This is a genomic window from Gordonia sp. VNK1 (assembly GCF_040049135.1).
GTDB lineage: Bacteria > Actinomycetota > Actinomycetes > Mycobacteriales > Mycobacteriaceae > Gordonia > Gordonia oleivorans.
The window spans coordinates 45657-60604 of the sequence record NZ_JBDZDJ010000026.1 but is presented as its reverse complement, the minus strand read 5'-3'; the positions used below and the strand labels follow the sequence as shown (position 1 = coordinate 60604).

Here is a 14948-nt window from a genome sequence, read left to right as displayed (position 1 = left end):
CAAAAAATTTCAGAAAGGTGGTTCGTCGTCCGCTGCACTGCCGCCGCCGAACGAGGACCCGCTCGCGGGGGCACTGCCCCACGGATCCTCGGGCGCCGACGATCCCGATCCGCCGCCACGGCTTGCGCCGCCACCGGAGGAACCGAAACCACCGCCGGACGATCCACCGCGTGAGGCCCGATTGACCCGTGCGGTGGCGAACTTCAGTGAGGGACCGATCTCCTCGACATCGAGTTCCACAACCGTGCGCTTCTCGCCTTCGCGGGTCTCATACGACCGCTGCTTCAGACGTCCCTGCACGATGACCCGGGTGCCCTTGGTCAGGCTTTCGGTGACATTCTCCGCGGCATCGCGCCAGATGCTGCAACGCAGGAACAGCGCTTCGCCGTCCTTCCACTCGTTGCTCTGACGGTCGAAGGTCCGCGGAGTGGAGGCCACCGTGAAACTGGCCACCGCTGCTCCCGCGGGCGTGAATCGCAATTCCGGATCCGCGGTCAGATTGCCTACAACGGTGATGACGGTGTCGCCTGCCATGTGTCTCCCCTTGGTCGTGGTTGGGCACTCGTTTTGGTCGTGGTTGGGCACTCGTTGATCGATATGCACCGGACTCTTATCGTCGCGATCGGCTCGCGACTGCCTTCAGGTGTTCACCCTAGGGTCCGGCACCGACTAACTCGGCACATCGGAAAGAAGTCTGTGGACTACTTCCGGAGAACCTTGGTGCGCAGCACCGATTCGTTCAGCTTCAGCTGACGATCGAGCTCGCTCACGGTCTGCGGTTCGGCGTTGAGGTCGATGACCGCGTAGATGCCCTCGCTGTGCTTGGCGATCTCGTAGGCAAGACGACGCTTGCCCCAGATGTCGACGTTGTCGACCTTGCCGCCGTCCTTGCGGACCACGTTCAGGAACGTGTCCAGAGACGGAGCAACGGTGCGCTCGTCGAGACTCGGGTCGAGGATGACCATCAATTCGTAATGACGCATGTGACCACATCACCTCCTATGGGCTCATCGGCCGCGGACTGTCCACGGCAGGAGGGTCGCCTGCGTCGGCAACCCCTCCAAGATACACGCATCACCCCTGACCAGCGAAATCGTCATCCACACCGCACCGCGAACAGGCTCGCCGGTTCATTGCGGACCGTGGCTGACCTCGATCGGGGGCACCGTAAGCCCGGCACGCAACCACCCGAGTCCCTGGGAGACATCCATGCATCTCGCCGCAACCCGCATCATCACCGACGACGTCGAGGGCCTCGTCGCGTTCTACGAGAAGGTCACCGGAGTCGCCGCGAATCGTCTGCATCCATTGTTCGCCGAGTTCGTGACGTCGGGCGGAACCCTCGCGATCGCGTCGTCGTCGACGGCACCACTCCTCGGCGAGAACGTCGTCGAGGCCGGCGTCAATCGTTCGGTGATGCTCGACTTCCACGTCGACGACGTCGACGCCCTCTACCCGACATTGACGCAGGTCGTCGACCATTTCGTGAACGAGCCGACGACCATGCCGTGGGGTAATCGTTCGCTGCTGTTCCGCGACCCCGACGGTAATCTGGTCAACTTCTTCACCCCCGTCGCCACGCCCGCGGCGCCTGCGCAGTGACGGCTCCGTGACGCCCCGGTGGGCGATGGTGACGCCGATCACCGTTGCCGACCGTGGCTCGGGACGCCGCGCCGCGTCCCCTACCCTGTAGCCCATGTCCGACCGCCTGAGCACGACGTTCCGCTACGGGCGCGTCACGTTGTCTCGTCGCGGGGATCTGGCATTGATCCTGACGGTGTCACTGCTGACCACCCTGCTGCTGATGTTCTGGAGCTACAAAGTCAAGGCCGCGTGCGGTGGTCCGCCGTTCTTCCCGGACGGCCGCAGTCACCGCTGGCCCGTCGGCGACCCCGACGCCGTGGTCCCCTGTTACTCGGACCTGATGTACCTGTGGATCGGGCGTGACATCAACAACCACGTCTTCCCCTATATCCACGGCGGCATCGGCGCCGATGGACAACTTTTCGGCGGGGCCGTCGAATACCCGGTGCTCTCCGGCCTGTTCATGTGGCTCGGCGCCATCGGCGCACACACCGACCTCGAGTTCTTCCGACACTCGGTGGTGCTGATCGCCCCCTTCGGACTGCTCATCACGGCGATGCTCGCGGTGCTGACCCGCTGGAATGTGTTGTGGTGGGCGCTCACTCCGCCCCTGGTGCTCTACGCCTTCCACAATTGGGAACTGCCCGTGGTGGCAACCGCAGTGGGTGCGGTGGCCGTGATGGCATGGGGCGCGAGCATCCATCCGGTCACCGGACGACGACGAATGACGCTGCGCACCAGCGCGATTCTCGCCGCAGTGGTCCTCGCCGTCGGATTCTGCCTGAAGCTCTATCCCGGGTTCTTCGTGCTACCGCTCGCGCTGTATGTGCTGACGCGCGGCGGATTCACGCGCTCCGACGACCCCGATGGCTCCGGCCGATCCGACGAGGACGCGTCGACGCCAACGCGTGGACCGCTGGACTGGGTCGGGGCGGCCTGGGTGGCCGCCGCCGCCGCGATCACCGTCATCCTCATCCAGTTGCCGTTCATGCTGCTCGGTTACGAGGGCTGGCGCGCCGCCACCACCTTCCAGGGCAAACGTCGCGCCGACCTCGACACCAATTCCATCTGGTACTGGGGACTGCGCCACCTGACCGGCGGCCAGACCGACACCTACAACTCGCTGGTCGGTGTGCTCTCACCGATCCTGATCCTGAGTTCCTTTGTGGTGGCGGTCTATTTGGGGTGGCGGCTGCGCCACCGGACCGGGGTGTACCCGTGGATCGGTGTCAGTGCCGCGATGCTCGCCGGTTTCATGGTGTTCCACAAGGTGCACTCGCCGCAGTACACGCTGTGGATTCTCCCCTTCTTCGTGCTCCTGCGGGTCCGGTGGCCGGTCATCGTGCTGTATCTGATCGCCGACTTCATCCTCGACACCACCATCTTCCGGCTCTTCGGCATCTACGTGTCGGGTGAGCCGATGAAGTGGTGGGTGATGGCCGGCGTCAACGTCGGGGTGTGGGTGCATGCCGTCCTGCTGGTGTATCTCATCTGGGCGTTCGTTCATGCCGGTATGCGTGAACCGCTCGCCTCGATCGGTCGCCGCCGGGTTCCGGCGCCGTACGATCCACCCGAACCCGACGACGTCGGACCCGGCGACCGCATCCGGGAAGACGCATGAGAGTGGTTGTATGAGTGGCTGGTTGGGCACCGACGCGCTCGTCGGCGATCGGGTGACGTTGCGTCCCTTCACCGTCGACGACGCCCCCGCACTGGCACGGGTGGTGGGTGACCCGGGCCGATTCCGCTGGTCACCGGGCATCCCCACCGGCGTCGACGCCGCCCGCGAGTGGATCACCGCCGCGGACGCCAACCCGGAACGTCGCGTCGCCTACGCCGTCATCGACAACTCCGACGGCACGCTCGTCGGATCCACCAGCTTCTACGACATCGACTCCCCCAACCTGGCCTGCGCCATCGGGTACACCTTCTACAGCGAACGAGTGCAGGGAACCGCCGTGAACCCGACCGCCAAGTACCTGCTGATGTCGCACGCCTTCGAGCGCTGCGGGGCCGTGCGACTGGTGTGGCACACCCACGAGAACAACACCCAGTCCCGGGCGGCGATCACCAAACTCGGTGCGACATTCGAGGGGTTGCTGCGCAAGCATCGGCGCTTCGGCGACGGATGGCGCACCACCGCTCAGTACGCGATGATCGACGACGATTGGCCGGCGGCGAAAGAGGCTTTGCGCGCGCGACTTTGACGTTGTGCGCAGTCAGACGCCGGCGACATTCCACACGCAGGGAGTGGTTCCCGGTCGCAAGGTGATCAGGAACTCGCGAGTGGTCGTCGTCGGTTCACCGACGTAGTCGGAGATCGCCACCGTCATCGTCAGATCCAGCGGCACCTCCGTGTCGGTTCGGCGTGCGGTGTCGATGGTCGCCTCCGGCGTGCCCACCGGCTTCGTCGTCAGGTTGGGTGAGTTCGTGATGGCGTTCTCGGTGTCGGTGATGTTCGCCTGGAGCTGACCGCGCGCCGGCGACCCCTCGCACGTACGGGTCAGCGCGGCCCGCGGCTGAGACACATCACCGCCGGTGACCGTCGCGACGTCGACCGCAAACGTCCGGGCGAAGGCGACGTAGTCGGCATCGGACGGGCCGGCGTCACCCTGATCGCGGTGTGTCACCACCACCCAGACCGACCCCACGACGACGAGCACGACGGCCGCCCCGAGCGTCAGGCCGACGACGAATCCCAGTCGGCGTCGACGCGGCGACCCCGCCTGCGTGAAACCCGACTGCGTGGAGCCCTCGTGCGACGACCGCACTCCGGTTTGTTTCGCGGTCATGGCCACATTCTGCGCGACTCATGTGGTCCACACGTGCGGATCGGCGACGACACGCTGGACCGAACCTCGTCAGTAGTCGGGGTAGCACTGATCGCGATACCGTGCGGGCCCCTCGTCGTCGCCGCGCGGATACGGCGGGGCACCCACATCGCCGTGCAGGGACGTCGAGATCTTGCGGCCGAGTCGCGAGAAGTCCTGCGCCACCGGCGACATCGGATAGAGAGTCGCGAACATGCCGAGCCAGTGGAAGATTCGACGCAGTTCCGCGGAGTTGAGAGGTCCCGGAACCCAGCCGTCGCGAGGCCAGGAGTCGCGTTCGAAGTTCTGCCACGGGTGGTCCCATCCGGTCGGTGGTGCGGTCGACACCAGACCGCGCACGATGACGTCGTTGCGGTCCGCGTCGGTTTCGTCGCGCCATCGACCGACGAGTGCGCAGTAGTCGGCGTACTCCTGTGGGGTCCAGGTGGTTGCGTGGAGGTCGTGCCATCCCGCACGTTTCAGGGCACGGGCGATCGGCGCCTCGAGCGGCTGACTCGGATGCGTCACCTCACCGGCACCCGCGAAGTAGAGGTACCAGGTGAATCCCGCGGGCCCGAAGCGGTCAATCTTGTTGCCGCCCTGGGATGGTCGCAGCATCTCGTACGCGGCGGCCGGATCCTCGCGGCCGCAGATCGCCGCGGTCTGCAGCAGTGCACCCAATCGTTGCCGGTCGACGCTGACGGCCGTGATGCGCTTCTTGGTGTCAGTGGTCTTGCGCCCGACGCAGAACGCGATGGTGTTCCACAGCAACGCGATGGCGTCGTCGGGGGAGTTCACCGCGGCGGCACCGAGGCGAAACAGGTCCTCTCGGCCGACCCAGTCGCCACAGATGACGTCGGGGAAGTTGCGTTCGACGAGTTCGGCTGTCCACCAATGTCGGTCGATGTAGACCTTGTCGGCGAGAAGCTGCGCGGTGCGATCGGCCTCGGCGAGCCATGCGGTGAGGTCGGCGGGAACGGGAAGGGTTGTATGCGTCATGGTGGGTTGGACGCAGAAGCAGGCTCCACGGTTCCATCGAATCTCAGTGGGTGTGGAGCGAGTGCGTCGGGGCCTCGTCGTGGTCGGCGGCGTCGTCGTCTGCGGCGTCAGCGGAAACGGTTGACGCGCACCAGTTGTCCACCGTGCTGCACCAGGTGATCCTCGAGCGCCGAGGCGAGGGTCGGAAGGTCGGGTCCGAAGTCGAGCAGACACAACCGCTTTCCCTCGGTCGACGACGATCCCGGTGCACCGACCTCGATATGAAGCATGCCGTTGCGGAGCAATTCGAACCTCGAGGACCCGATCACCTCGGCGGGAATGAGGTGATCGCGTCCGTTCATGTCCACCCACTGAACGCCCTCGGTACTCAGGACGATGCGGGCATCGGACCTCCAGGCCCGGTAGGCGGCCACGGCACCGGCGACCGCGCCACCGCCGGCGACGAGGCTACCGGCGAGGGCAATGGTCCGATCACTCGCGTCAACGGCCAGACACCAGACGGCCACAACCATCAGCGTGCAGAAGGCGACGTAGAACCCGCGCTCGACGATGGGCCAGTTGTTGCGTCGAAAACTCGTCGCGCGCACAGGGACGGTGCGAAAAAGGTGATGTCCCCGACCCATTCGGGCCACGATGGCCAGTACGAAGATTCCCAACGCGAGTCCGAAGAGCAGGAATCCGAACGCATGTGCCACGGTCGCCGTCGGGATGAACGCGACCGCAACCGACAGCGACACCAGGATCACGGCACCGACAGCGAACGCCACGACACCGGCGTACGCCACCGCGGGCCGCACCCCCGTCATGCGGCCGGTCGCCCCGGCATCGTCCATGTCTGTGTTGTACCCGATCGCCGTCGGCGTCGGGAAAGCGCCGTCAGTGACATACAGCGCTGTCAACGTGGGAGAGAGAGCTGTCAACGTCGGTGCGGGTCGGTGTCTGGCGCCGGGCCCCACGATGGTCCACCGCTTCCGGTCATCGCGGGCAGTTCAGCGTCGGCGTCGTCGTCGTGCCGGGGCCGGGTGAACACACGATGATCCGGCGCGCCGTCGAGGACGCCGCCGGCCGGGTCATCGAGGTCGTTGCCCTCGTTGTCGCGACGCATCAGGTCGTTCTCCGGGCGGTAGATCTGCCAGAGGACGATGGCGCACAGGGCGATCACGAACAGTGCCCGGATGATGATGATCGTGGTGAACCATTCCTGCGGCAACCACTTTCGCGACGGGTCGATGAACAGCGACATCCGCGGAATCCAGACGAGTGCGTCGACGGTCATCCATGCCAGCAGCAGCCGGGTGTGCGGGATGGCCAGCACCGCAAGGGGAACCAGCCACAGCGAGTACTGCGGACTCCACACCTTGTTGACGAGGAGGAAGCCCGCCACGATCAGGAACAACAGCTGCGCGACCCGCGGGCGGGTCGGCGCGGTCAGCGCCACCACCGCGATACCGATGATGACCACGATCATCAACCCCAACGAGACGACGTTGAGGACATCGACATTCCAGCGCACCCCGACCGCCTTGGCCGCCAGCCGCAGCAGCGTGTCGGAGTCGGCATTGCGGTCGGAGTTGAGCCGGAAGAATTCGTACCAGCCCTGCGGATACCGCAGGAGGATCGGCAGATTGACCGCCAGCCACGCGGCCAGCGCAGCCAGCGCGGCGGCACCGAAGTCGCGGAGCTTCCCGGTGCGCAGGCACAGCACGAACAACACCACCAGGGCGAGCACCGGATAGAACTTGGCCGCGGCCCCCAGACCGATGAATAGGCCTGCCAGCCACGGTTTCCGGCGCGCCCAGCAGAGGATCGCGACGGCGAGGAACGCGGTGGCGATGGCGTCGAAGTTGGTGAAGGCGTGCACGATCACCAGCGGTGAGACGGCGGCGACCCAGGCCGCCCAGATGCGCGCTCGTGCGGTCAACGCGGTCGCCCAGATCGTCACCAGCCAGAACAGCGCCAACCCCAGTGCGGCCAGGTCGAAGTACAGCACCGCGGGCAGGGCTCCGGGAATCCCCCAGCTGTCCATGGCCTGCGACCACCGCAGCGCGATGCGGGAGACGCCGTACATGTACATCCCGGTGAGCACCGGGTACTCCATGTACCGGGTGGTCTCGACGCCGTTCTCCGGTTCGGTCCACGACGTGCGGTACGGGAAAGTCGTGACGTCGTCGAGCTGCTCGGCCGGAAAGAGCTGCAGCACATCGGAGTAGCAGAGGTCGGTGAACAGCCGCTGATCGTCGTGGTCGAGGGTGAACGTCGCCGCGCCGGGCGCCGGGTTCACCACCTGCTTCTGCTGCAGGCAGCCGGCCTTGCCGAACCAGCCCAACGCGAGCGTGCACAGGGCGAGCAGGAACAGCACGCGGATGGGCGTCCAGTTGCGGCTGCGCCCCACCGCGGCGTGCACGCCGAGCGGTCCGCCGACCACTCGGGACGCCTCGGCGACGACGGGATCCTGATGGCTCGGGATCAGCCGCCTGGTGTCGACCCGGAGGTCCTCGGCGAGCGGTGCCGGACTCTCGTCCGGGCCGCCGTCGGCGTCATCGGGCCGGCGCGAATCCGCGTCAGCCGCCGGACTCAGGGACCGCTCCTCCGTTGTCGAAGTCACCGCCGCCGCCGGTACCGCCCGTATCTCCGCCGCCGGTCTCACCACCGTTTCCGGTGCCACCACCATTGCCGGTACCGCCACCGTTACCGGTGCCACCACCATTGCCGGTGCCGCCACCGCCGTTGTTGGTGCCACCGCCACCGCCGGGTACCGGGATGGTGATGCCGGGTGCAACCGTCAGATTGCCGTCCTGACCGGCGCCGGGAAGGCGCGGGATCGACGGCTGCTGCGCACGCGTCGTCGGATACTCGGTGTTGTACGTCGTCGGCGGCGGCTCATAGGGGACACCCGCCTGACCACCGACGGCGGCCGGCTCCGGGAACTGTTCGATGGGGTCGCCGGAGAGGGCGTTGTCCATCGTCTTCTTCCAGATCTGCGCGGGCAGACCGCTGCCGTACACCGACGCGCCGCCGTAGTTCACCAGCGCGGTGCCGCGGTCGGTACCGACCCACACCGCGGTGGACAGCTGCGGGGTGTAGCCGACCATCCAGGCGTCCTTGTTCTGGCCGGTGTCGCCGAGCTGCGCGGTACCGGTCTTGGCCGCCGACGGACGCGAGCCGAGCTCGTCGTCGTAGAGCGAGTTGCCGTTGGAGTAGGCCGCGATCGGTTCGAGTGCCGCGGTCACGTTGTCGGCGACCTTGGCCGGGAACACCCGCTTTCCGGCATCGGGCTGACGCTCGTAGAGCACCTCACCGCTGGAGGTCTCGACCTTCTGCACGAAGTGCGGCGCGCGGTAGATGCCCGACGCGGCCAGGGTGGCGTACGCCGAGGCCATGTCGATGACACGCGACGGATACTGCCCGAGCACCACACCACCCTCGACGCTGCCGTTGGCCTCCTGCAGGGTCTTGGCCGTGTCGCCGAAGGATTCGGCCACACCGGCGGCGTGCGCGGCGTCTGCGACGTCCTGCGCCTTGTGATCGAGATCCATCATCAGGCGGTAGTAGACGGTGTTCAGCGACATCTTCATCGCGGTCGCGAGGTTGCACGATCCGCAGCTCTCACCGTCGGAGTTCTCGACGGTGATGTCGGTGTTCGGGATCGAATACGGGGCACTCGAGTACACCTTGGACAGCGGAACACCCTGTTCGAGAGCCGCGACCAGTGCGAACACCTTGAACGACGATCCGGTCTGCAGACCGGCCTGCGCGTAGTCCCAGCCCTGGGCGTCGTCGCCGCCGTAGTAGCCCAGGACCCCGCCGGTCTTCGGGTCGATCGACACCACGGCACTGCGGATCTGTTTGGGCTCGCCGTTGAGGACGCCGTTCTCACACGGGTAGATCGCGTTCGCCCGGCACGCCGCCTGCACGGCGGCGTTCTGCACCTGCGGGTCGATCGTCGTGGTGATCTTGAGTCCTTCGGTACTCACCTGCTGCTCGGAGATCCCGAGGTCGGCGAGTTCGGCGAGCACCTGGCGTTTGATCAGGCCGTTGGGTCCGGTGGTCTCGCCGGTGGCCGTCGGCGGCGCGGGCACCTTCGGATACACCATCGCGGCACGGTCGGCCTGGGTCAGCGCACCGGTCTGCACCATCCCGTCGAGGACGTAGTTCCAGCGGCCCACCGCCGCGTCCTCGTTCACCGCCGGGTCGTAGTACGAGGGTGAGCGGATCGCCGCGGCCAGCACGGCCGATTCGGCGGGGGTGAGGTTCTTGACGTCCTTGCGGAAGTAGGCCTGTGATGCCGCGGCCACACCGTAGGCACCGCGACCGAAGTAGATGGTGTTGAGGTAGGCGGCCATGATGTCGTCCTTGGACCACTCGCTCGACATCTTGGTGGCGATCACCAGCTCACGCAGCTTGCGTTCGTAACTGTGTTCGTCACCGACCAGCGCGTTCTTGACGTACTGCTGGGTGATGGTCGATCCGCCGCCGGCGAGATCGTTGTCGGTGACGCGACCCCACACGGCGCGGGAGAGGCCCCGGACGGAGAAGCCGTCGTTGGTGCGGAACTCGCGGTCCTCGGCGGCGATCACCGCTTCTTGCAGGGACTTCGGGATGTCGTTGATGCCGACATCGGTGCGGTTGCCCTCCGGCGGCACGATCCTGGCGATCTCTTTGCCCTTGGCGTTGACGATGGTCGCCACCTGGTTCTGCTTGATGTCACCGGGGCTGGGCACTGTCGCCGTCGCGTAGGCGATGAGGAAGCCGATCACGGCGACCAGGGCGATCGTCGGCACGATCAGGCCGATCGCGCCGACCACCCAGGCGACGATCCGCTGACGGGAGCGGGTCGTGTCGCCCGTCTTGTCGGGGCGGGTGCGTCGCGACGTCGTCGTCTCGCGTGACTCGCTCATCGCAGGTCCTCCCACTGAACCGCGTCCATCATCGGCTCGACGTTCCTCACACTACTTGTCGGCATTTTCACCGCTGTCCACTCTGACTCATCTCCACTGCCCTGCCAAAAGCGTCACCGGCGCACGACATGGCGCATCGCCGACGAAGATACTGGGTTCGTCGGCGACAAGTATTACTTGGCGACCCTGCGACGACGCTGAGAGCGCGGGGGCAGACCGGCAACGTAGGACTGGACCAGATGGTTCCAGCTGCAGGTGCGGCACACCTCGACGACGTGCACGGAGAACTCTTCGGCGCTGGCATCGAGGCGGGCGATCTCCTCGGCCGAGCGGGCCGATCCCGAGACCTGGCCCAGCCGTTCGCCGAACACCCAGGAGACCAACGTCACCTGTTCTTTGCGGCAGATCGGGCACAGCGTCGGGGTGGTACGCCCGTGGAACTTGGCGGCCCGCAGCAGATACGGGCCGGCGTCGCAGACCTCGGACACCGCGACCCGCCCGGAGTGCACCGCGGACAGCCGCGCTCGCCGCTGCAGGGCGTAGTCGACGATCTGGCGTTGCACGTGAACCAGGGTACGTGGTCCACCCGGACGACGTTGGCGTGACCGTCTCGGCCTGCCGTCCACCCGCTGTGCACCAACTCGACACTTTTTATATCGGTGCGATACATTGGGAAATGCATCGGCACGAGGTGTTGTTGCATCAGTGTCGGCGATACACGGAGCGAAGGGAGGCGTCGGTGCTCGAACTGGCGATCCTCGGTCTCCTCATCGAATCCCCGATGCACGGCTACGAGCTGCGCAAACGTCTCACCGGGCTGCTCGGTGCGTTTCGCGCGTTCTCCTACGGCTCGCTGTACCCGACGCTGCGTCGCATGCAGGCCGACGGCCTGATCGACGAGGCCAGCGCCCCGTCGGGGGCCAAGGTGCGTCGCGGACGCCGCGTCTATCAGCTCACCGACGCCGGCCGAGTCCGGTTCAACGAGCTCGTCGCCGACACCGGGCCGCAGAACTACACCGACGACGGCTTCGGCGTGCACCTGGCGTTCTTCAGCCGCACCCCGGCGGTGGCGCGGATGCGCATCCTCGAGGGCCGTCGCCGGCAGGTCGAGGAACGCCGCGAGGGACTGCGCGAACTCGTCGGACGCGCCACCGGCAGCTCCGACCGCTACACCCGGCAGATGCACGAACTCAGCCTCGAATCCAGCGAACGCGAGGTGCGCTGGCTCAACGAGCTGATCGCCGCGGAAGCCTCTGAGGCTCAGCCGCGGGCCGCCGAGGTACAGCCGAACCCCGCCGAATCGCAGCCGAGCGAGTCGGCCACCCCCACAGATTTCCCGCACGCCGCGTCGTCGACGACCGGTGCGAAGGGTCAGGAAGAAACCGAGCGTGACCAGCTCGGCCGAACCCCCGTGTCACAGCCCAGCGCTGCGACCCGACAAGAAAGAGGAGAACCCGACCATGGGTGAGCCCAATAAGGTGCGCGTGGCCATTGTGGGCGTAGGAAACTGCGCTTCATCCCTGGTCCAGGGCGTGCAGTACTACAAGGATGCCGACGAGAACTCGACCGTTCCCGGTCTGATGCACGTCACGTTCGGCCCCTACCACGTGCGTGACGTGGAGTTCGTCGCCGCGTTCGACGTCGACGCCAAGAAGGTCGGCTTCGACCTGTCCGACGCGATCTTCGCCAGCGAGAACAACACCATCAAGATCGCCGACGTGCCGCCGACCGGCGTCACCGTGCAGCGCGGCCACACCCTCGACGGCCTGGGCAAGTACTACCGCGAGACCATCACCGAGGCCGACGGCGACGGTGTCGACGTCGTGCAGATCCTCAAGGACGCCGAGGTCGACGTCCTGGTCAGCTACCTCCCGGTGGGTTCGGATCAGGCCGACAAGTTCTACGCCCAGTGCGCCATCGACGCGAAGGTCGCCTTCGTCAACGCCCTGCCGGTGTTCATCGCCTCCGACCCCGAGTGGGCCGAGAAGTTCCGTGCGGCCGGTGTGCCGATCGTCGGCGACGACATCAAGAGCCAGGTCGGCGCGACCATCACCCACCGCGTGATGGCCAAGCTGTTCGAGGATCGCGGCGTCGCCCTCGACCGCACCTACCAGCTCAACGTCGGCGGCAACATGGACTTCAAGAACATGCTCGAGCGTGAGCGTCTGGAGTCCAAGAAGGTCTCCAAGACCCAGGCCGTCACCTCCAACCTGACCGGCTCGCTCGCCGGCAAGGTCGAGGACAAGAACGTCCACATCGGACCGTCGGATCACGTCGAGTGGCTCGACGACCGCAAGTGGGCCTACGTCCGCCTCGAGGGTCGCGCCTTCGGTGACGTTCCGCTGAATCTGGAGTACAAGCTCGAGGTGTGGGACTCCCCCAACTCGGCCGGCATCATCATCGACGCCGTGCGTGCGGCCAAGATCGCCAAGGACCGCGGCCTCGGTGGCCCGATCCTGCCGGCCTCGGCCTACCTGATGAAGAGCCCGCCGGAGCAGATCGCCGACGACATCGCGCGTCAGCAGCTCGAGGCGTTCATCATCGGAGCCGACGCCTGACGAACTGACAGCCAATTCGGTTGTCCGCGAACATGATTGTCGCCCGCGAGTGAGTTCTCACTCGCGGGCGACGGTCGTTTCGGGGCGTGGATCGGTCGGCATTGTGCGCAGCGGCCGGGTGATCATCGACCGGGATGTGCGAGTGGCCGGGCCCTCACACCCGAAGTGCGCGATTGACTCCCACCACGTCGAAGGCCGTCGGATCGAAGCTCACCCCGGGCGGCAACCCGGCCCAGTTGCGGAGCTCCTCGTGGCGCCGATATGCCGGATCGTTGATCGCGGCGACGAGATCGGCCCACCCCGGCGGACCACCGGAATCCTCGAAAGGCGCTGTGCCGGAGCCGTCGAGGACCGCCGCGATGGGATCCTCATCGGTTTCCGGATCGATCGATTCGACGACGATGCGTACCTCCCAGCCGTCGCCGAAGTCGTACTCGTAGAACAGTTCCGCGCCGGGTTCACCGAGGAGGTCGCCGATGGACATGTCGTCCTCGGACTCGGTGCCCGGGGCCACGTCGTAGCCCCGCTCGAGTGCCTCACCGGGCATGTACCGATGGACGTGCCCCTCGCACGGTGAGGTGAACTGGTGTAGGTGGTGGTCCTGCCATCCCATCACCACCTGAAGGATCTGGTGCATGTCCGCGAGACCGACCATCGACGCGACCCGGACCCGACGCCACACCGGCGGATCGATGTCGGGCATATCCACACGCAATGTGAGCATGCCGGCCTCGGGCATCAGATCCGGATTCCGCTCATCGGGAAATCCTTGCGACACAGCCGGTCTCAATTCCGGGGGAACGATGTAGCAGCCCTGGGCGTCGAGGGTGAGCCACCCATCGTCGACGATGTCGTGGAGGCGAAGACGCGCGATGGCGGTGGCAGTGCGCATGATCGGTTCGGCCGGTTCGCCGTCGAAGGAGTCCTTCGGGAACCGGATCGGCGTCATCCCCTGGTAGATCACCCGCGACACGATCATCGCGGCGGCAGGGTCGCTCGAGGTGCCGGCGAGGGTGTGGGCGACGTGCGCCGCCAGAGCTGCTCTCCGAAGATCGAGTCCATTTGAGCTGCGCCACAACTGCGCAGCGTGCCCCGGACGAACGCGCACCGTGTTCACCTCGATGAGGCCGAGAGCCTGTGCCAGCTCCCACAATTCGGAGAGCAGAGGATCCTGGCTCATCGACGTGACGGCACTGCCGAACCCCATGTCGAGATCGCGGACGAGGTCGGGAAGCAGCGCCGGCTTGAGCCACCGGTTCGCCGTGGTGGGTTTCTCCGTCCCGATCCATTCGAGCAGCACATCGAGGTGGCCGATGGTGCGGGTGGCCGTCAGAGCCGCGTACTCGTCTACGGCGTCCACCTCCGGGATGTCGGGGTGCCCCATCCCGGTGTGGTCTTCGATCCAGCCGTCGAGGGCGTCGAGCACGATGTCGGCGGAGACCGGCGTGCCGGTCCAGCGCGATGTCTGTACCAGGAAGTCGACGAACATCCGTGCTGCCAGGATCAGGTGCACCGCCGACGGGCCGTCATCCTGCTCGTCCATGTATTCGGCAAAGGAATAGGCGCGGTCGACGTCGTCGAGAACCCAGCTGGTCATCGAGAATGCGGGGCCGGTGCCCTCCAGCGCCCGGACCACCGCGAACGCGGAGAGGACCAGCCCCTCACGCTCGGCGTCGTCGTCCTGCCCGGTCTCGTCGAGCCACTCATCGAACGCGGGGAGCAGCCTCTCCACGTTCGCGCTGTCGCGTCGGATCGGTATGACGTTGCCGGCGCGGCGGTTGCCCCGCCTGCGGGACTTCTCGGTCCGCTTGGCACCGCGATTACCTTTGTCCTTGGAACCCATCGGGGAACATCGTAGTGCCTGATGGGACCGTTGACGACGGTGATCATCGGGTGCATTGCGGGGGCGAATCCTGCGGAGCTCACTGCGCGCGATGGCGGTGACGGGTTCGCGTTGTCGTTCTGCACCGTCGAGATAGCCTTGAGAGCGGCCGGGAGGTATGGATGATGGGCGATGTTCTCATTCGCGATGTGCCTGACGATGATCGACAAGTGAGCTCTCGCCCGATTCGGTCAAAGTCCCCACGAAGAGAACTGAA

The 14948-nt window shown here is 66.3% G+C and carries 14 protein-coding genes; 5 read left to right on the top strand and 9 right to left on the bottom strand.

All coding sequences use genetic code 11. From position 1 onward, the window contains the following. Nucleotides 1–9 precede the first annotated feature (9 nt). Nucleotides 10–534, bottom strand: a complete 525-nt coding sequence (locus ABLE94_RS23150; RefSeq protein ID WP_348806956.1) for a single-stranded DNA-binding protein — start codon at nt 532–534, stop codon at nt 10–12. A gap of 167 nt (nt 535–701) precedes the next feature. Continuing rightward, nucleotides 702–983 (bottom strand): 30S ribosomal protein S6, encoded by a 282-nt coding sequence (gene rpsF / locus ABLE94_RS23145; protein WP_348810031.1) that lies wholly within the window; start codon nt 981–983, stop codon nt 702–704. A 226-nt stretch (nt 984–1209) separates the two neighbouring features. Between rpsF and ABLE94_RS23140 the strand changes: the two genes are divergently transcribed. The 3 genes from ABLE94_RS23140 to ABLE94_RS23130 all read left to right on the top strand — a co-directional run bounded on the left by ABLE94_RS23140 (nt 1210) and on the right by ABLE94_RS23130 (nt 3791). Further along, on the top strand, nt 1210–1602 hold the full coding sequence (locus ABLE94_RS23140) for a VOC family protein (protein ID WP_348806954.1): 393 nt from the start codon (nt 1210–1212) through the stop codon (nt 1600–1602). A gap of 94 nt (nt 1603–1696) precedes the next feature. Further along, on the top strand, nt 1697–3205 hold the full coding sequence (locus tag ABLE94_RS23135) for a glycosyltransferase family protein (protein WP_348810030.1): 1509 nt from the start codon (nt 1697–1699) through the stop codon (nt 3203–3205). Between the two features lie 10 nt (nt 3206–3215). Then, a complete protein-coding gene (locus tag ABLE94_RS23130) occupies nt 3216–3791 on the top strand; it encodes a GNAT family N-acetyltransferase (protein ID WP_348806952.1) in 576 nt (191 codons plus the stop codon). Between the two features lie 12 nt (nt 3792–3803). Here ABLE94_RS23130 and ABLE94_RS23125 read toward each other — a convergent pair whose 3' ends face one another. The 6 genes from ABLE94_RS23125 to ABLE94_RS23100 form a co-directional block, all read right to left on the bottom strand. After that, the gene (locus ABLE94_RS23125; protein WP_348806951.1) at nt 3804–4376 is read right to left on the bottom strand and encodes a hypothetical protein; all 573 of its coding nucleotides are present in this window, start codon (nt 4374–4376) and stop codon (nt 3804–3806) included. Between the two features lie 69 nt (nt 4377–4445). After that, nucleotides 4446–5393, bottom strand: a complete 948-nt coding sequence (locus tag ABLE94_RS23120) for an 8-oxoguanine DNA glycosylase OGG fold protein (protein WP_348806950.1) — start codon at nt 5391–5393, stop codon at nt 4446–4448. A gap of 107 nt (nt 5394–5500) precedes the next feature. Further along, nucleotides 5501–6226, bottom strand: coding sequence for a hypothetical protein (locus ABLE94_RS23115; protein WP_348806949.1), 726 nt, complete (start codon nt 6224–6226; stop codon nt 5501–5503). Between the two features lie 83 nt (nt 6227–6309). After that, entirely contained in the window at nt 6310–8064 is a 1755-nt protein-coding gene (locus ABLE94_RS23110; RefSeq protein WP_348806971.1) for a glycosyltransferase family 87 protein, read from the bottom strand. Next, nucleotides 7955–10291, bottom strand: a complete 2337-nt coding sequence (locus ABLE94_RS23105) for a transglycosylase domain-containing protein (RefSeq protein WP_348806948.1) — start codon at nt 10289–10291, stop codon at nt 7955–7957. Before ABLE94_RS23105 ends, ABLE94_RS23110 begins: the two co-directional genes overlap by 110 nt. 173 nt (nt 10292–10464) lie before the next feature. Beyond that, the gene (locus ABLE94_RS23100) at nt 10465–10854 is read right to left on the bottom strand and encodes a DUF5318 family protein (protein ID WP_348806947.1); all 390 of its coding nucleotides are present in this window, start codon (nt 10852–10854) and stop codon (nt 10465–10467) included. A gap of 176 nt (nt 10855–11030) precedes the next feature. Here ABLE94_RS23100 and ABLE94_RS23095 point away from each other — a divergent pair, with 176 nt between their 5' ends. Together ABLE94_RS23095 and ABLE94_RS23090 are read left to right on the top strand one after the other, a co-directional pair. After that, entirely contained in the window at nt 11031–11759 is a 729-nt protein-coding gene (locus ABLE94_RS23095) for a PadR family transcriptional regulator (RefSeq protein WP_348810029.1), read from the top strand. Then, on the top strand, nt 11752–12849 hold the full coding sequence (locus ABLE94_RS23090; protein ID WP_348806945.1) for an inositol-3-phosphate synthase: 1098 nt from the start codon (nt 11752–11754) through the stop codon (nt 12847–12849). The genes ABLE94_RS23095 and ABLE94_RS23090 overlap by 8 nt, the downstream gene beginning before the upstream one ends. A 154-nt stretch (nt 12850–13003) precedes the next feature. Here ABLE94_RS23090 and ABLE94_RS23085 read toward each other — a convergent pair whose 3' ends face one another. Then, the gene (locus ABLE94_RS23085) at nt 13004–14692 is read right to left on the bottom strand and encodes a plasmid pRiA4b ORF-3 family protein (RefSeq protein ID WP_348810028.1); all 1689 of its coding nucleotides are present in this window, start codon (nt 14690–14692) and stop codon (nt 13004–13006) included. Nucleotides 14693–14948: the final 256 nt, after the last annotated feature.

Coding starts and splice junctions, on each gene's coding strand:
- ABLE94_RS23090 (WP_348806945.1), top strand. CDS start 11,752: ATGGGTGAGCCCAATAAGGTGCGCGTGGCCATTGTGGGCGTAGGAAAC.
- ABLE94_RS23125 (WP_348806951.1), bottom strand. CDS start 4,376: ATGACCGCGAAACAAACCGGAGTGCGGTCGTCGCACGAGGGCTCCACG.
- ABLE94_RS23150 (WP_348806956.1), bottom strand. CDS start 534: ATGGCAGGCGACACCGTCATCACCGTTGTAGGCAATCTGACCGCGGAT.
- ABLE94_RS23120 (WP_348806950.1), bottom strand. CDS start 5,393: ATGACGCATACAACCCTTCCCGTTCCCGCCGACCTCACCGCATGGCTC.
- ABLE94_RS23105 (WP_348806948.1), bottom strand. CDS start 10,291: ATGAGCGAGTCACGCGAGACGACGACGTCGCGACGCACCCGCCCCGAC.
- ABLE94_RS23115 (WP_348806949.1), bottom strand. CDS start 6,226: ATGGACGATGCCGGGGCGACCGGCCGCATGACGGGGGTGCGGCCCGCG.
- ABLE94_RS23085 (WP_348810028.1), bottom strand. CDS start 14,692: ATGGGTTCCAAGGACAAAGGTAATCGCGGTGCCAAGCGGACCGAGAAG.
- ABLE94_RS23140 (WP_348806954.1), top strand. CDS start 1,210: ATGCATCTCGCCGCAACCCGCATCATCACCGACGACGTCGAGGGCCTC.
- ABLE94_RS23135 (WP_348810030.1), top strand. CDS start 1,697: ATGTCCGACCGCCTGAGCACGACGTTCCGCTACGGGCGCGTCACGTTG.
- ABLE94_RS23130 (WP_348806952.1), top strand. CDS start 3,216: ATGAGTGGCTGGTTGGGCACCGACGCGCTCGTCGGCGATCGGGTGACG.
- ABLE94_RS23110 (WP_348806971.1), bottom strand. CDS start 8,064: ATGGTGGTGGCACCGGAAACGGTGGTGAGACCGGCGGCGGAGATACGG.
- rpsF (WP_348810031.1), bottom strand. CDS start 983: ATGCGTCATTACGAATTGATGGTCATCCTCGACCCGAGTCTCGACGAG.